Annotated in this window: 12 protein-coding genes; 7 read left to right on the top strand and 5 right to left on the bottom strand. The window is 42.6% G+C overall.

Annotation, left to right across the window (positions count from 1 at the left end; translation table 11 throughout):
* Positions 1-41 precede the first annotated feature (41 nt).
* Together F8S12_RS11095 and F8S12_RS11090 are read right to left on the bottom strand one after the other, a co-directional pair.
* Positions 42-4,325 (bottom strand): DUF4347 domain-containing protein, encoded by a 4,284-nt coding sequence (locus F8S12_RS11095; protein ID WP_230967945.1) that lies wholly within the window; start codon positions 4,323-4,325, stop codon positions 42-44.
* A gap of 187 nt (positions 4,326-4,512) precedes the next feature.
* On the bottom strand, positions 4,513-4,815 hold the full coding sequence (locus F8S12_RS11090) for a hypothetical protein (RefSeq protein ID WP_196516351.1): 303 nt from the start codon (positions 4,813-4,815) through the stop codon (positions 4,513-4,515).
* A 102-nt stretch (positions 4,816-4,917) separates the two neighbouring features.
* Between F8S12_RS11090 and F8S12_RS11085 the strand changes: the two genes are divergently transcribed.
* The 4 genes from F8S12_RS11085 to F8S12_RS11070 all read left to right on the top strand — a co-directional run bounded on the left by F8S12_RS11085 (position 4,918) and on the right by F8S12_RS11070 (position 11,215).
* Entirely contained in the window at positions 4,918-7,152 is a 2,235-nt protein-coding gene (locus F8S12_RS11085; protein ID WP_196516350.1) for a hypothetical protein, read from the top strand.
* A gap of 13 nt (positions 7,153-7,165) precedes the next feature.
* Positions 7,166-9,463 carry a COG1470 family protein gene (locus F8S12_RS11080; RefSeq protein ID WP_196516349.1) on the top strand — a complete coding sequence of 766 codons (2,298 nt, stop codon included), beginning with the start codon at positions 7,166-7,168 and terminating at the stop codon, positions 9,461-9,463.
* A 412-nt stretch (positions 9,464-9,875) separates the two neighbouring features.
* Positions 9,876-10,514: a peroxiredoxin gene (locus F8S12_RS11075; RefSeq protein ID WP_196516348.1), complete on the top strand. Its 639-nt coding sequence runs from the start codon at positions 9,876-9,878 to the stop codon at positions 10,512-10,514.
* Positions 10,515-10,630: 116 nt separating this feature from the next.
* The gene (locus tag F8S12_RS11070) at positions 10,631-11,215 is read left to right on the top strand and encodes a Uma2 family endonuclease (RefSeq protein WP_196516347.1); all 585 of its coding nucleotides are present in this window, start codon (positions 10,631-10,633) and stop codon (positions 11,213-11,215) included.
* Between the two features lie 131 nt (positions 11,216-11,346).
* Here F8S12_RS11070 and pirA read toward each other — a convergent pair whose 3' ends face one another.
* Complete coding sequence (pirA, locus tag F8S12_RS11065) at positions 11,347-11,502, bottom strand: arginine synthesis PII-interacting regulator PirA (RefSeq protein ID WP_196516346.1); 156 nt, start codon at positions 11,500-11,502, stop codon at positions 11,347-11,349.
* A 111-nt stretch (positions 11,503-11,613) separates the two neighbouring features.
* Here pirA and F8S12_RS11060 point away from each other — a divergent pair, with 111 nt between their 5' ends.
* On the top strand, positions 11,614-12,438 hold the full coding sequence (locus tag F8S12_RS11060; RefSeq protein WP_196516345.1) for an SAM hydrolase/SAM-dependent halogenase family protein: 825 nt from the start codon (positions 11,614-11,616) through the stop codon (positions 12,436-12,438).
* Here the strand turns inward: F8S12_RS11060 and F8S12_RS11055 are convergent.
* Positions 12,430-12,657: a GUN4 domain-containing protein gene (locus F8S12_RS11055; protein WP_196516344.1), complete on the bottom strand. Its 228-nt coding sequence runs from the start codon at positions 12,655-12,657 to the stop codon at positions 12,430-12,432. The genes F8S12_RS11060 and F8S12_RS11055 overlap by 9 nt on opposite strands.
* Positions 12,658-12,963: 306 nt before the next feature.
* Here F8S12_RS11055 and F8S12_RS11050 point away from each other — a divergent pair, with 306 nt between their 5' ends.
* Complete coding sequence (locus tag F8S12_RS11050; protein WP_196516343.1) at positions 12,964-13,620, top strand: DUF2301 domain-containing membrane protein; 657 nt, start codon at positions 12,964-12,966, stop codon at positions 13,618-13,620.
* Entirely contained in the window at positions 13,620-14,309 is a 690-nt protein-coding gene (locus tag F8S12_RS11045) for a YdcF family protein (RefSeq protein WP_196516342.1), read from the top strand. The genes F8S12_RS11050 and F8S12_RS11045 overlap by 1 nt, the downstream gene beginning before the upstream one ends.
* A 26-nt stretch (positions 14,310-14,335) precedes the next feature.
* Here the strand turns inward: F8S12_RS11045 and F8S12_RS11040 are convergent, their stop codons facing one another.
* Entirely contained in the window at positions 14,336-16,333 is a 1,998-nt protein-coding gene (locus tag F8S12_RS11040; RefSeq protein ID WP_196516341.1) for a potassium channel family protein, read from the bottom strand.
* Positions 16,334-16,520: the final 187 nt, after the last annotated feature.

The raw sequence follows: 16,520 nt of genomic DNA, 5'->3' as shown, positions 1-16,520 counted from the left end.
CACACTTTTGTACGGATTTCGGCTAAACCCCAAAATAATAACTAGACGATAACATTAGTACCAACTACCAGATTTGTCGCAGTGAAATTATCCAAAGTCACCAAGGTCAAAGGATAATAGTTTGAATTAACTTGTGTAGAAGTACCCGATTGCACAAACTGTAGGTAGCCATCACCGATGGGATTGGTACTAGTGTAGCCCTGGCTTTTAAATAGGTCAGTGAAGACTAACTTATCCTTGCTCTGATTAAAGTCAGTAATTATATCACTGACATCCCTAAAGGTTTGATAGATGAACTGGTCATTACCGCTACCACCAGTCAAGATATCATTACCTCTCCCACCAAGAAGGATGTCATTACCATCGCCACCGATGAGACTATCATTACCTAAATCACCAAGAAGAATGTCATTACCAACACCGCCGATGAGACTATCATTACCTAAATCACTAACAAGGATGTCGTTACCAGCACCGCCGATCAGACTATCGTTACCTGTACCACCGCGTATTAGGTCGTTGCCACTTTTGCCATTGATGCGGTCATCACCCTCCAGACCATTAATAACATCTGCTGAGTTGTCAAAGCCATCGATATTATTGTTCAGATCATTAAGAAAGGTGACTGTGTTTTTGTTGAAGATGGTGCTTTGGGTAGAGTTGGCATTGAAGACATCAAAGCTGTCATGAATTTTGGTTTGCCCATTAAACACGATATTGCCCAGTGTCCATAGGTTGTCTAGGTTTTCCAGGGCAAAGTTTTGCAGGATAACTTTGTCATCAGCCACCCCTTCAAAGGTGATTTCCAGATTGTTAGCATTTTGGGTGAGTAGCAGATTTCGGGCTGTCAATCCAGTACCTTGGAATTTAAGGGTATCCAATTCGTCAATGATTGTTGCTAAGGGATTTGAGCCTTTACCTAGTCCACCAAAATCGGTGATGGTATCAACACCGTCACCTAAATTGTAAACAAATTTATCTTTGCCGCCGCCACCAGTTAAGATGTCGTTGCCTTGATTACCTGTGATGATATCGTTCCCAGCTTGAGCGTTAATTATCTCACCGTAGTTGTTGCCCACTAGATTATCAGCGCCATTGGTTCCATTCAGCTCGTTGAACTCTAATGCACCAATATCAACTGTACCCTCAGATATTCTGTCAAATCCTGCGCCGCGTTGGTCGGTGGTGATACTTACTGGAAGTAAGGCATTATTGCCAGCGTTAATGGCGGGACTATCCGCAAGCAAGGCGTGAGTTAAGGTTGCACCGCCGTTATTTTGCAGGGCGCTGAGTTTGGGGTCGATGGGGTTGGCGCTGGTACCGACGAGGGTGCTGGCACTAAAGCCAGTGCTACCAGTGCGATCGCCAATCAAGTTATTGCCGATGTCGGTAAAGTTGCCGAAAACGTCAGGCCCGAAAGTGTTAGGATCATCATCGAAGTTGCCTGCAATGATGGTGTTGCCAACGATAACAGTGCCATCTGAGGAATTAAAAATGCCTCCACCGTCGGTACTGTTGTTATAGACCTCTGCGGTGTTATTGGTAATGGTGCTGTTGGTGAGGGTGAGAGTGCCTGAGTTAGAAATGCCGCCGCCGTCGCTGTACGCTTGATTGCCAGAGATAGTGCTATTGCTCAGGTTAAAGATGCCAGAGTTAAAGATGCCGCCACCGCTTTGCGCTGTACTACCAGAGACAGTGCTATTGGTCAGGTTAACCGTGCCTGAGTTATAAATTCCGCCGCCGTAAGACGGTAAGGGGTTAGGGCCTGCCCGTTCAAAACCTCTAGCATCAACAATATTATTAGAGATAGTGCTGTTAGTTATACTGAGGTTGCCTATGTTGAATATGCCGCCGCCATACGCATAGTCTAAAACGACGTTTACTCTATTATTAGAGACAGTGCTGTTATTTAGGCTTAGGTTACCTTTGTTAAAGATGCCCCCGCCTAATGATGACCCCCTATTACCAGAGACAGTAGTGTTAGTAAGACTGAGGATGCCTCGGTTAAAGATGCCGCCTACCGCGCCGATATTATCAGAGACAATGCTGTTAGTTAGGCTGAGACTAGCATTGCTATCGAGCAAAATACTACCCAAGGCATCATTGGCATTAGCAATCTTTAAGCCATCAATACTGGCATCTGTTCCTGTACCCAATATCTCGAACACGCCTAAGATATTATTACCGCTAATGGTAAGGTTAGATGCCCCAGTTCCCAAAATAATAATATCATCGGTAATCGTCAATTTCCCAGAGTTGAGGGCGATGATATCCGGGGTGGCATCGGTGAACACACCCGCAAAGGTAATCGTATCTGCCCCAGCAGTAGCATTGGCATTGAGGATAGCCTGCCGCAACGACCCTGCTCCAGAATCGTTGGTATTAGTTACCACAGTGTCAGTATTAACAGGTGGCGGGGTGATGAGGGGCTGGACTTCATAAGCACCAATATCAACAACACCGTTGAATATCCGGTCAAATCCAGCGCCGCGTTGGTCAGTGGTGATACCAGTAGGAACTAGGGAATTATTGCCAGCATCAATAGCGGGGCTACCTGCAAGTAACGCATGAGTTAAGGTTGCACCACCGTTATTTTGCAGTAGTCCGAGTTTGGGGTCAATGGGATTGACACTTGTGCCGACGAGGATGCTGGTGGTAAAGGCAGTGCTACCAGTATTATTGCCAATCAGGTTATTACCGGAGTCAATCAGTCCACCATCTATATCGGGGTGTATATCACCGGAGGTGGAGTTGTCGAAGTTACCTGCAATGATGGTATTACTAACGTTGACGCTATCAGAGCTACTGGTAACAATAACACCTCCACCATTGCCAGTACCATCATTATCCGAGTCTGCTGTGTTATTGGTAATTGTGGTATTGATTAGGGTGAGCCTGGTGGTTTCCACATAGCTGTAGCCATTATAGATGCCACCGCCATCCTCTAAGGCTGTATTGCCAGAGACGGTGCTCTTAGTTAGAGTAACTGAACCGGCGGAATAACCACCATCATCTCCGTTAAAAATGCCACCGCCAGAATTTGCTGTATTGCCAGAGACACTGCTATTGGTTAGGCTGAGAGTACCGCCTTGATTATAGATGCCACCGCCAGAGTTTGCTGTATTGCCAGAGATACTGCTGTTAATTAGGTTAAGAGTACCAAAGTTTCCACCAGAACCGTCATTAAAAATGCCGCCTCCCGCAATATTGCCATTGTAAACGGCGGTTCCCCCGGTATTGCCATAAACACTGCTGTTAGTGAGGCTGAGGAAACCACCATTATAGATACCGCCTTTCGTATTGCCAAAGACGCTGGTGTTAGTAAGACTGAGGATACCATTGTTGGAGATGCCAGTTATTCCTGTATTACCAGATACACTGCTGTTAGCTAGGCTGAGGATGGAATTTCTATTGACCCTAATAGCGCCGCTAGCGATCGCCAGTCCATCAATACTGACACCTGTCGCTAATCCCGATATCTCGAATACTCTGGAAGCATTATTCCCACTCACGGTAAGCTGAGATGCCCCAGTCCCCAAGATGGTGGTATCATCAGTAATGGTCAATTGTCCAGAGGTGAGGGTGATGGTATCTGGGGTGATATCTGTGAATATTCCTCCAAAGGCGATCGCATCTGCCCCAGCAGTCGCATTGGCTAAGTTAATTGCTTCTCGTAAAGTAGTGATGCCGTTGTTGCGATCGCCATCATCCACATCCCCAATATCATTTACTGTAAACGTCGCTAGTACACCTGCGTAATTCTGCCGTGTCGTTTCTGCAAACGCTAAATTCACTTCCATATCAGAGGTACGGACATCCAGTTCCCAGCTACCACCTAATACTGCATTACCAATTGGCTGACGAGAAGCGGCAATATTCGCTTTTGTCAGTTGGTGTAGTTTATCTATAAATTCTGCCCCGGCATCACCAAAAGCTACATTGCAACCATAGATGAGTAAGTTCCAGGAGTTATCGGTTTTGGAAGAGGCTAAAAATTTCTTCTGCCATTGTTGGAGTTGTTGGCTGTATTCGTCGAGGGTATCGAGTCCTAAATGGGTGTTGCCCAGTTGTAAGTAACCAGGGGCACCGTGGCACACAATATGTATACTGCTTAAATTTTCGTTATTGCAATTCGTCAGAATTTCCGTAATTTGCTCAACACCGTTACGTGTCGAATCGATAACAAACACTTCAGTATTGGGAAGCACGCCGTTAACCAAACCGCTATAGTCTTCAACCGCCATGTCGATGAAGACTAGACTATGGGTGTAGGAGGTGAAAATTTCGGGATTTACTTGGGAGTGTAAACTATGTAGCGTTACCATTTTGTTACTTCCAGCTTAAGGTTATAAAAAAGCTTAAACCGACTTAGCCTTATAATTACAGGGTTTCACACAATTACCAAGAGCAAAAACATATTATTTACTTATTCGTTGTTATCATCTAGCAAATTGCAGTTTTTGTAAAGCTAGATAAGTATATATTTTTACTAAGTTGCAAAACTTACAGCTACTACAAGTCCGTTGGTTCAGAAAACAAGTTCGTTGGTTCAGAAGACAAGGCCGTTGGTTCAGAAGACAAGGCCGTTGGTTCAGAAGACAAGTCCGTTGGTTCAGAAGACAAGTCTGTTGGTTCAGAAGACAAGTCCGTTGGTTCAGAAGACAAGTCTGTTGGTTCAGAAGACAAGTCTGTTGGTTCAGAAGACAAGTCTGTTGGTTCAGAAAACAAGTCCGTTGGTTCAGAAGATAAGTCCGTTGCGATCAGCGATCGCTGATTTTTTCCAATACCACGTAGAATGAGCGTCGTCGTAGACATTGCTCAGACTGAATGATTAATAGAAGCCGGAAACAACCTATATTAATTTCTAATACTGCTAACCATCCAAAATATAAAGAGATATTTTAAATAATAAATAGCATGGAAAAAAGTGTTATTAATGCCAGCCTTTCAACTCAGAACCTAACTTTTCGTCCTGGTGATACTCCTGCCTCCTTTGAGGTAATTGTCAATAATGACAGCGATCGCTTTGTCAATTTTCAGATAGAAATTGCCGCAGCAGGAGAAACCCGGAATACAGGATATCGCTGGTATCGACTCGAACCAGAGGTAGCAGCAGCAAAACCACCAGGCAGTAGTACTATATTTCAAGTCTTCGTATTCAATACACCCATTCCGGGATTTGTCGGTACTGTCAACCTGATGGTGAAGATTTTTTCACCGCAATTAGCACAACAGTCCAGACTTGTGCTGCGCCTGAAAATCGAGCGAGACAACAGACCAACACATTTAAGTGTAGAATTGCCTGTACGAGAGTTTCAAGTTTATCCCCGCAATTCTGTAGATATACCAGTACGGGTGCGGAACTTGGGGCAACAACCTACGGAGGTGGTGCTACGTTTTACAGGCGTTGATCCATCTTGGCTAGCTGGCAGTGCAGAACGCCGATTATCTTTAGATCCAGGTGGTTTAGCAGAAGCTACATTTCAATGCCAACCTCCATCTGTAGTGCAAGCGCCCAGTCAAAATTACCCTTTTACTATTGAAGCTGTTAGCAATAATGGTTATCCAACCAGTGCTGAAGGCAACATTGAAGTTTTGCCTGTGGGTTTTGTAGACTTTACTACCACACAAAAACACCTGAAAATTCCCAGTAAATCGGCATGGTTGCCTGACTGGAAATCTGATACAGCTTCCTTTGAATTACTATTTAAAAACGCTAGCAACCTCAACCAGCAAATTAATATTCAGGTGCAAGGTAGAGACGAACGAAAATGTAGTTTCAAAAAGCTTCCCGAAATTGCCCATCTCAATTTAGGAGAGACAACTAAAGTCATCCTTGATATTAAAACAAAACGCCCTTGGATAGGAATAGCCAAAACTTTGTTGCTAGAGGCTAAATCAGAATTATCTGACCAACGTTTAGGGAGTACAGACCCGGCTACGCAGACATTGGAAGTGGAGACTCTGCCAATTATACCTCTATGGTTACAATTGGCTGCGATCGCACTATTAGCCGCACTCCTAGCATGGATACTGCAACCAAGAAATGTAATGCATACACGTTCTGTAAATTCAGTCCGTTTTAGTGGCATTGGTTTATCAGTGGTCAGTGGTTCAGATGATTGCACCTTAAGACTTTGGAGAATCGGTACTGATAGCTTAGACCCCGACGATACAGTAACATATCCTGGGCAACCTGTAGCTTGTGATAAACCGCAACAGCCTAAAGGTTTGATGGCAATTACCGATGACGCAGTACAAGTTTTACGCTTTATGCCATTACAAAATAATCGTGCTGCTGTTGGTCTAGATAATGGTGTAATTGAACTAAGAGATGTCCCCTCAGGCGCAAAGATTAGCCAACTTCAAGATATTAAAGACCCAAAAGCAAAAGGCGATCGCGTTTTTGATTTAGCTTTCACCTCAAACTCACTTAATTTATTCAGTGGTTATGGCAGTGGTAAAGTTAGAGTATGGTCAAGACCAGCGCCTAACAGCGATTTTCTGCTAGAACCACAAGTTATCGACGTACAAAGTACATTGAAACTATCAGGTTTCCAAGTCCGGGCATTAAATCTCAGCCCAGATGCAAAAACTCTAGTAATTGCTGGAAACTTTAAGCGTTTCATCTTGTGGCAGTGGAATCCAACTCAATCTAATCAACAATTCCCAGGTTTATCAGTGCAAAGTCTAGAAAAACTAGACGAAAGAGTGGGGCGTGAAGACTATGTTTGGGGATTGGCTTTTATTCCTAACTCGGCAGAAAAAATTCTAGCAACTTCCGATTCTGCGGGATTCATTACGATTTGGAATTTAAACCAGTGTAAAACTATCAAAAATCCCAATCCTCAAGAACAAGTCAATGAACTAAATTGCTCGCCATTAGACCGTTGGCCAGCATCAAAAACATCTGTGCGTAGTTTGGCATTTAGTGATGATGGTGGTCTGTTAGTAAGTGGTGGCGATGATGGACGAGTTATGGCTTGGTACTTAACCCCCGAACATAAGCTCGACAAAACAAAAGCAGCAGAAGGTAAAACAGTTTACCAAAGTTCTAAAAAAATTAATAGTATCGACTTGAAAACTAATCAAGGAACCATGATTGTGAGTGGTAGTGAAGATTTTCAGGTCAAACTACACCGCATCAAATAAGGAAGTCGATGACATGCAAGCTAAATTCAATCCACTGCAAGTTATTATCAACCCCCCTGGAATTCAATTTGGAATGCCAGGAGATACCATTGATCTTCATGTTGTTGTGATCAATCAGGGAGATCAGAGTGCTGTTATTGACTTATATTTTGTTTTTGACGAAGTATTTCAAAATTTAACCGGTTGGTCTAGTTCTCCAAGAGAAAGTTTAGCATTAGCTCCCCAACAAAACAGCGACGAAGTAACATTTGAGTTTAAAATTGGCGCTGATGCTCTTCCAGGAACCTATGACTATACATTAGTTGTAGATTCCCCTCAACATTATCCCCAAGACACTCCCATAACCTTCCCAAACCAAATTAAGGTTCTGCTAAAAGAACAGACTGCTATTCGGTTAAATGACCCGACATTTTCCATTAGACCTAACACTAACCCCAACAAGCCGCTAATTTTTAATCCGAGTGAGCTTCTGCAAGTAGAGGTGATAGTTGATAACCGCTCTTATCTCGTAGACAGGTTCCGCTTGAGTTGCCCAGATTTAGACGAAGACTGGTTTACAATCAATTATCTTGCAACTGGATTTGAGGGTCAAGGATTAGTGTCTCAGGTAACTGCACTAGAACTCAACCCTGGTATTCAAGGTCAAATATTCTTGAAATTTCACCCACCTGGGGATACTCTCGCGGGAAGCTATTCTCCGACAATCCGCTTGTATTCGGAAAATTCTCCCGACTTAGTGTTACTGGATTTGGTATATATCCAAATTCCGACAAATTATCGCCTAGATATAGAATTTAATACTATCTTGGGGCAAGTTAGCCGTAAGCTTGGCAAGTACGAATTATCACTATCTAACCGGGGAAATATTGTTCGCGAACTGATATTAAGCCTAGAAAGCCGAGACGAAGAAGAACTATATACTTACAAATTTGAGCCTACTGAGGTAAGGTTATTACCTAACAGGAGCGCTGAAACTAATTTGACAGTCAAACCCAGACCTTGGTGGCGACGTCCGTGGTTTGGTACAGGGCTAGTTGTCAACTTTAAAGTTGATATCAAAGACCAACAAAATTTACCCTTACCTAACACATTGCCTCAGGGAACTTTGGTGTGGAAACCCCGTCCTTTGTGGCAATTTCTTCTGTTGCTTTTGGGGATTTTAGGATTATTGGGAGGGATAGGATTTATCATTTGGCGAATTTTAAGCCCTGATCCTTTGAGATTAGAAAATTTTAGTGCCAATAATCCTCGGATTACTGAAGAGGAGGATGAGGTAGCTTTGAAGTGGGACATTCACAATTATCAACAGTTGCAAAAGTTGGTTCTGACGGCCAAAGGTTCGCAACCTATTCAGCCTATTAGCTATGATTTCAGCAATGGCATTCCTGAGTCATTAGGTAAAGGAAGCGCTAATGAAATACCTCCTTGTCAGGTGCAAGAGAAACAAGAGTTAATTTGTAGCAATGTTAAAACTGGAGTAAAAACCAAAGGGAATTACACTTTTGAGTTACAAGCTTTTTATCGTAATGGTATCCAGTTATTTTCTCCAAAGAACCAGGTAGCTAGCCAAACAACCCAAGTAGAAATAGCTGAAAAGCAAATTGCTCAAGTGATTAATTTTCAACCAGATAAAACACAGTATATAAAAGGTCAAAATATTCTCTTAAGTTGGGCGATCGCACGTCCATTATTACTGGCACAAATTCAAATTATCGGTAGTGCAGATGATGGTACATCCTATGGTGAACCGATTGCTTATAAGTTTACTCAAGGAAATATTACTGACCCTAAACTCCAAAAACTCTGTACACAACAAAATCAACAACTCCGATGTACAAATATTCCTCTACCAGCATATAAGGCAGGAAAATTTGCCTTTGAAATCAAAGCTTTTCCTAACAACGGAAGTCAAAAAATTGATTCTAAAAAAACTGAATCTAAAATAGAAATATTACCGAAACCATTTAAGATTGTTTCTTTCACAATCAACGGTAGTGAGCAACAAAATCTAGAACTCAACGAAGGAACAACTGCCACTCTGAGTTGGAGAGTGGAAGGAGAAAATATTCAAGTTAAACTTCAGCCATACGGCGATGATGTTCCATTAAGTGGCTCAAAGCGGCTTCCAGTCAATTTAGCCTTTCCACCTCAAATCGCACTCCAAGTTAATGATGTATCTGGTAAGCAACAGCCTCAACAGAGAGGATTTGCAATCACAGTCATCAAAAAAGTAGAGCCTACTCCTATACCTAGCATTAACCCAATTGTGCCTACTCTCCCACCCAACAATAGTCCATTTAAGACTCCCTAATTGAAGGATCTTAATTCTTTCCAGAGATTGAATCCATTTCTCTTAGCCCTAGATTGACAAGTGAACTCGAAGATTTACCTTAGAGGATGTTTGAAAAGTCCTATTGCAGGTATCAAAACGTTCTAGATCCCCCTAAATCCCCCTTAAAAAGGGGGACTTTAAGAAGTTTTCCCCCCTTTTTAAGGGGGGCTAGGGGGGATCTAGAAGTGCCTTAAAATCACAGCCAAATACTTTTCAAACAACCTCTTAGACTATCCGGCTGGGGTTGTCCCCTTTTCTCATTCCGATATCCAAGAGTGGTGACAACCTAAAATTTTGTTTCAAACAGCTAAAGTCCGATTGGGAAATCGGAGTTTTATGTCATGATGGCAAAGTAGAACACATCTGCTTTTCTAAATACAGGGAATCTCACATGGCTCTTCGTCTAGGTGACACAGTACCCAACTTTACGCAAGCCTCCACACACGGCGACATTGATTTTTATGAATGGGCAGGTGACAGCTGGGTTGTGCTGTTTTCTCACCCTGCTGATTTTACACCTGTTTGCACGACCGAATTAGGCACAGTTGCCAAGCTAAAACCAGAATTTGACAAGCGCAATGTCAAAGCGATCGCACTCAGTGTTGATGATGTAGAATCCCACAAAGGCTGGGTGGGAGACATTGAAGAAACTCAAAGCACCACCCTCAACTACCCAATTTTGGCAGATGCCGATCGCAAGGTTTCTGAGCTTTACGACATGATCCACCCTAATGCCAACGCGTCTGTGACAGTGCGATCGGTTTTCGTAATTGACCCCAATAAGAAACTCCGTCTCACTTTCACATACCCACCCAGCACGGGACGCAACTTTGATGAACTTTTGCGGGTGATTGATTCTCTGCAATTGACTGATAACTACAGCGTAGCAACACCAGCTGACTGGAAAGATGGAGAGGATGTCGTAATTGTCCCCTCGCTGAAAGATCCAGAAGTACTCAAAGAGAAATTCCCCAAAGGATACCAGGAAGTTAAACCTTATCTGCGGCTAACTCCTCAGCCTAACAAGTAAATCTGAAAATAATTTCGGATAAAAAAGCAAAGGCGCAAAGTTATATCTTCGCGTCTTTTCTTATTTGCGTGAAAATAAAGTCAGTGGCTAGGCATCCGAACCTGGAGAAAATCCCGATGTTTTCATCTGCTTTAGTTTTACAAATTCCGCCATCAATGAAAATGACAGACGAACAATTTTTTGAGTTCTGTCAGATTAATCGTGATTTACGCATTGAGCGAAATAAATTTGGAGAATTGCTAATTATGCCTCCGACTGGTTCAGAGACAGGAAACCGAGAAGGTAATATCTCAGGACAGCTATGGGTGTGGTCAGAACAAGATGGTACAGGTATAACTTTTAGCTCTAGTACCGGATTTAAGCTATCAACAGGTGCAGAGCGCTCGCCAGATGCTTCCTGGATTAAACTAGAACGGTGGAATATTCTCACAGCAGAACAACAGCAAAGGTTTGCTCCTATTTGTCCAGATTTTGTAGTTGAACTCAAATCTCCCAGCGATAACCTCCAAACTTTGAAGGAAAAAATGGAGGAATATATGAATGAGCCAGGAATACAGTTAGGCTGGTTGATTGACCGTAAGCAGCGTAAAGTCTATATTTATCGTCCTGGATTGCCACAAGAGTGTTTAGATAATCCTGCGACTGTTAGCGGCGAGTTGATATTGCCTGGGTTTATTCTAAATATGAGTAAAGTTTGGTAGAGAAAGTTTTACTTAAATTTAGGCTGATGACCGAATTGACTTTGCACGTTGAAACTGCCTTGGTGTACCTAAAAACAAAAAACCCGCCGAAGCGGGGTTACACAACAAACTAGGAACAATGAAAACTTGATTTAGCTGGAATACCTCATCTCAGCTTCCAGTTGACGAATCAGCTGTTCGTCGCCTTTGGCTCTCGCTACTTGCAAGCGATGCTCTAGGCTTTTTTGAATATTCTCTCTGTGAGCTTCTTGTGCTTTTCTGGCACTTTGCAGTCTACTTTGATTCATAGCGATTACCCTTTTTAATTTTTCGGTTTATGTCTGGTATTCTTAACATAACACATATTTTGTAGCTGTTGCTACAGAAATTTATGACTTGATCCATATTTTACCTAAATTATGCCTAACAACCAGATAGGTCAACAACCCCTCTTAACTTTGTTGAGCGATTTCGGCGATCGCGATGTGTATGTAGGCGTGATGAAGGGAGTCATAGCCCAAATCAACCCCAGACTCACAGTAGTAGACTTAACGCACCAAATTCCGCCGCAAAATCTTGCCGCCGCCCGGTTTTGCCTGATGAACGCTTACCCTTATTTCCCCGTTGGGACAGTGCATGTGGCGGTGGTAGATCCGGGTGTGGGAGGTAGGCGACGGGCGATCGCAGTAGAATTTGCTCAAGGGTTTTTAGTCGGGCCAGATAATGGTATATTCAGTGGAGTGCTAAGTCAAAGCCAGGCGATGTCTACGACGGGCTACGCCTACGCAGCAGTGGAACTCACAAACCCTGATTATTGGCGAACTCCTCAACCAAGCAGGACTTTTCACGGTAGGGATATCTTTGCACCAGTGGGAGCTAATCTTGCCAGTGGTGTCTCTATCAAACAGCTAGGACAAGAAATTAATCCAGCAAGTTTGCTACAGATAAATATAGGCGACTGTAAGCAGACAAAAACTGGTGTAGTGGGTTGTATTCAATATATTGACCACTTTGGCAACTTAATAAGCAACATTCCAGGGAGTTACGTGCAGGGCAAAACTTGGTATGTACAAGTTGCTGGGTTGACCATACCAGGCTGTGAAACTTACAGTAATGTCAAGGTTGGAGAGATAATAGCTTTAGTTGGTAGTCACGGTTGGGTAGAAATTGCCGTCAATAGCGGCAATGCTCACTCACAGCTACATTTAGATTGGCAAGCAACGCTTCAAGTTGTGCTAACTTAAATACCGCACCTCGTGAGTGCGGCATCTTAAATCAACACACGAAAGTGCCTTCATTTCATCTTTTCCAATAACACCCTCCGCTTGTGCCTTAGTCCCTGCAACGTCTAGCATTCTTAGATAGGTTTCTCGGTTAGCCCCTTGCCAATCTTTGCTTTGTAAATATTTCTGCAACTGGCTGTAATCGACATTGCGGGCTGTGGTAATTTCTATTTGCTTCAATGAGCTAGAATTAGAACTCGTGTTAACTAAATCAGTGCTTCCTGGGCTTTTGATCTCAGACTTAGACTGCGTTAACGAATATCCAATCCAGCCCAAAACAGCAAATATACCTATAAAACTTGCTGTGATTAGTAAAGTTAGTGTAAGAACAGTCTAATTATTCTTTGCCATTTTTAAATGCTTCTGATTACTTTAAATGCCCCAGGTCGAATTTAGTCTAACCCTTACCACATAGCTGTATATTTTAGCTTTTTTTGATAATCGTCAAGATTAATACATACACCAAACAATCATCATCAGCAAACTATGACTACACAAACACTATCTGCACCAGAAGTTTATCAAGGCCAGTTTGGGGAATTTACGATTACTCAGAGCGATCGCATTGGTGTAATTATCTACCGCGCTGGGCTAATGGTAGCCGCACTGAGCTTTGCAATAGGCAGCGCTTTGGTTTTACTCAACAATAATCCGACTGTTGTAACTGTGCTAACGCCTTTATATGCTTGTTTTAGTCTCGCTCTCGGTGTAAGTTTATTTACCATTCATATTTATATGGCATCAGTGCACCGAATGTTGCAAGTTTTTTGGGCGATCGGTAGTATATCATCAGCGCTCCTGGTACTGTTTAATAGTCAACCTTTGGCTATTACAGTTTATAATCAGCCTCTAACCTTATTCGGAGTTGGTTTTATCTTCGTAGCTTTGACAGGCATTTATTTTAAAGAGGCTTTTTGCTTCAATCGCCTGGAAACCAAAGTACTAACCCTAACAGTACCGCTACTGTTGTTGGGACATTTGGTGGGAATTGTACCAACTCAGGGAGAAAGTATTTTATTAGGAATTTGGGCGACGTTGTTTTTGGTCTTTGCCCTGCGAAAGACAGTGCAAGCAATTCCTGCTGATATTGGAGATAAGTCTGTGTTTACTTACTTAAAAGAACAACGTTTAGCTAAGGTTTAATGCAGACAAAAAATCGTCGGCGTAAAAAATTTCCAACAATCAAACTAATAAAACGCCAAGAAATGTGGACACTAACAGCTCAAGGGTGGGCGATCGCGATCGCTTTGATTGCTTATTTAATATTTTTCATTATTACTCATGTCCACTCATTTCTCGCCGTAAATTCCCCGATCAAATCAGCAGAAGTATTAATTGTTGAAGGATGGCTGCCAGATTACGCTATAGAAGAAGCTTTAACTGAATTTAAAAAAGGTTCTTACCGTCAAATAATTACTACGGGAGGCACATTAGGAAAAGGAACTTATCTTACCGGATACAAGAACTTTGCAGACGTGTCAGCCGCCACCTTCATAAAACTCGGTTTAGAATCAGAAAAGGTGGTAGCTGTTCCGACACCTTTTGTCGTTAGGGATCGTAGTTATGCCTCTGCTGCCGAATTTCATCGCTGGCTATCCAATTCAAATTTGAAGATAGAATCAATTAACATTTTTTCCTTGGACGTTCATGCCCGTAGGAGTTGGTTTCTTTTTAACAAAATACTGACTCCTCAGATCCGAGTTGGTGTAATTGCTGCCGAAACGCAAGATTACGATCCAAGGAAATGGTGGGATTCTAGCCAAGGCGTGCGGGAAATTCTTGATGAAGCGATCGCTTATATTTATGCCCGGTTTTTGAGTTGGAAAGCCTAAGAGTGATAATTCGTAAGGCATTCCTTCTAAACAATACGAACTATATGAGCTAGAACTTGAGACTTACTTAATTCACTTACCAAGCGCTGGGCTTGGTGTTTGTAGAGGGGATATTGTAGAGTTTCGGGTAGTTGCTTCATCAGAGTTCTAGCTAGCTGCATATCACAACCACACACCCGCAAGATGACGTTTGCTCCTTCAAAAGCTGCTTCAGATGATACTGCTTTCTCTACTCGCACTAACCATTGACCGACTGGAATGCTTCCTCGTTCTACTCGTTGCAATCCTTCAATTGTTCCTAAAACCACCAAGCGATCGCCTACTCTCAGCTTGATATCATCAGAGGGCATAAACTTTGCAGTTTGATCGGTAGCTTTGGCGTGTAAAATTGGTAATAATCCGTAGCCGTAAGCAATATCTGCCAGCAATCGTCCGTTAAGGGTATCGTCGGCTTCAATTTGATATTCAGTCACGAGTATAGTTTGGTTATTTAAACGAAATAAATTGAGGATATTTTCCCCAAATGCTGCCGCCACAAATGCTTCCGCCGCAAGTGCATAAACGTCCATAACCCTAGCATAGGGCAGCAGTTGCGCGACATTCTCGCCAAAACGCGGGTCAAAGGTGCGGATAGCCAAACTGGCTGTGGGGTTAGCAGCGTGGGTTCTCAAGGCAATTTCTAAGTTTGCTACCTCATCATCAGTCACAACAATGACGCTTTTGGCAGTGGTTATATTGACTTTATTAAGAGCATTGGTAATATTTCCGACAATTAGCGGCATTTGGGGTAATACTCCTGGTTCCAAGTCAGTGGCATGAACTCCCACTAACGGTTGCTTAAGTTCTTGCAATAGCTGTGCAACTCGCCGACCGACTCTTCCCAAACCAATTATGACTATATGATCTGCTTTCGGCACAGGGAGACGACCCTTGGAAAATTGAAATCTGGCAGCTAAGATACGTTCAGTCATAATGGCATAGAGAATACCGACAAAAATCGTACCTGCCACAGTCAAGCTGATACTGAAGAGATGCAACCACCAAGGAACGGCAAAGGGCAGTTGTATTTCTCCAAACAGGTTGTCGTAGCCACCAAGGCTTAGAACTAGGGAAACATTGATCGCATCCTGTAAGGTGATTTTGGGATATTGCAGTTTGTATAGCAGCGTCCCACATAAGAATAATCCCACCATAAAAATGCTGCAAACTATTGCTACACGCTGGGTTTGGCTATTTTCTTTCCAAAACTGAGTTAGTTTGTTTCGGAGATTTTGCACTGTCAGGGTAGTAACAATCGCTTGCCAGAATTGCTTGACACTTTTGGCAGATCGTGCTGATGGAGGAATGAGGTTTTGTTTGACTTCAATATAGGCGATGGTATCTCCTGGAAACACTTGAGCATCGGGTTCCCATTGGTAGAATATTTTTGATAGGGGTTTCCCTGCTTTAGCATGGAAGAGTACTCGGCGGTGGGAATTATTGATGTCGTGAAGTCGGTGATAATGGCTCCAAGGATGGGAAACATCTATCGGGATTCTAACCACACGCACTAAATGATTTTCTAAAGTGAAAAAGCCCCTGGTTTCACTGCTTAAAGCTGCGATTGCAAAACTTCTAGCAGATAACTGAGTAGCTTCAAAAGCGACAAAATTCCTTAATTTTTTACTCAGTAATTCATTGAGATTTTCTTGCGCTGACCGGATGACTAGGCGTACATTGGGATTAAGCGATCGCGCCGCAAATGCTGCTGCAATATTCACCCGTTCATCACTGGTGACAATCAAAATTGCTTGACAAAAGTGAATCCCGGCTTGTTCTAATACCTTGGGTTGGCGACAGTCACCAATCACAAGTTTATCTACTAAATCGGATATGTCAGTAATTTCCCATTTTTGAATGTTTTCGATTTCAATAGCATTTACCTTTGCGCCAAATTCTTTCAGGACAGATACACAATACTGCCCTAAATTGCCCAGCCCACAAACTAAGAAATAGTTGACATTTCTTGTCGCATTTTGTTCCATAATTAACGTACTTTTATTTATATATAGGACTAGTATTTGATTTTTGAAATGCACGTAGTAGACTGTCTACGCAAAATAGTGCGTTAGACGTAGGTTGGGTGGAGCATCTGCGATCGCATGGCCCTTTCATCAAAGCAGCTTTATACCCAATACTTCCTTGCAGGGGGACAAAATGGTCTAGAATGCT

Origin of the sequence: Nostoc sp. WHI (assembly GCF_015714725.1) — a bacterium.
Lineage (GTDB): Bacteria > Cyanobacteriota > Cyanobacteriia > Cyanobacteriales > Nostocaceae > Nostoc.
Note: the sequence above shows the minus strand (reverse complement) of the source record. Positions and strands in the feature narration are given on the sequence as shown.

Bases quoted from the DNA above. Each gene is read 5' to 3' on its own strand.
- F8S12_RS11095 (WP_230967945.1), bottom strand. From the start codon at position 4,325: ATGGTAACGCTACATAGTTTACACTCCCAAGTAAATCCCGAAATTTTC.
- F8S12_RS11090 (WP_196516351.1), bottom strand. From the start codon at position 4,815: ATGTCTACGACGACGCTCATTCTACGTGGTATTGGAAAAAATCAGCGA.
- F8S12_RS11085 (WP_196516350.1), top strand. From the start codon at position 4,918: ATGGAAAAAAGTGTTATTAATGCCAGCCTTTCAACTCAGAACCTAACT.
- F8S12_RS11080 (WP_196516349.1), top strand. From the start codon at position 7,166: ATGCAAGCTAAATTCAATCCACTGCAAGTTATTATCAACCCCCCTGGA.
- F8S12_RS11075 (WP_196516348.1), top strand. From the start codon at position 9,876: ATGGCTCTTCGTCTAGGTGACACAGTACCCAACTTTACGCAAGCCTCC.
- F8S12_RS11070 (WP_196516347.1), top strand. From the start codon at position 10,631: ATGTTTTCATCTGCTTTAGTTTTACAAATTCCGCCATCAATGAAAATG.
- pirA (WP_196516346.1), bottom strand. From the start codon at position 11,502: ATGAATCAAAGTAGACTGCAAAGTGCCAGAAAAGCACAAGAAGCTCAC.
- F8S12_RS11060 (WP_196516345.1), top strand. From the start codon at position 11,614: ATGCCTAACAACCAGATAGGTCAACAACCCCTCTTAACTTTGTTGAGC.
- F8S12_RS11050 (WP_196516343.1), top strand. From the start codon at position 12,964: ATGACTACACAAACACTATCTGCACCAGAAGTTTATCAAGGCCAGTTT.
- F8S12_RS11045 (WP_196516342.1), top strand. From the start codon at position 13,620: ATGCAGACAAAAAATCGTCGGCGTAAAAAATTTCCAACAATCAAACTA.
- F8S12_RS11040 (WP_196516341.1), bottom strand. From the start codon at position 16,333: ATGGAACAAAATGCGACAAGAAATGTCAACTATTTCTTAGTTTGTGGG.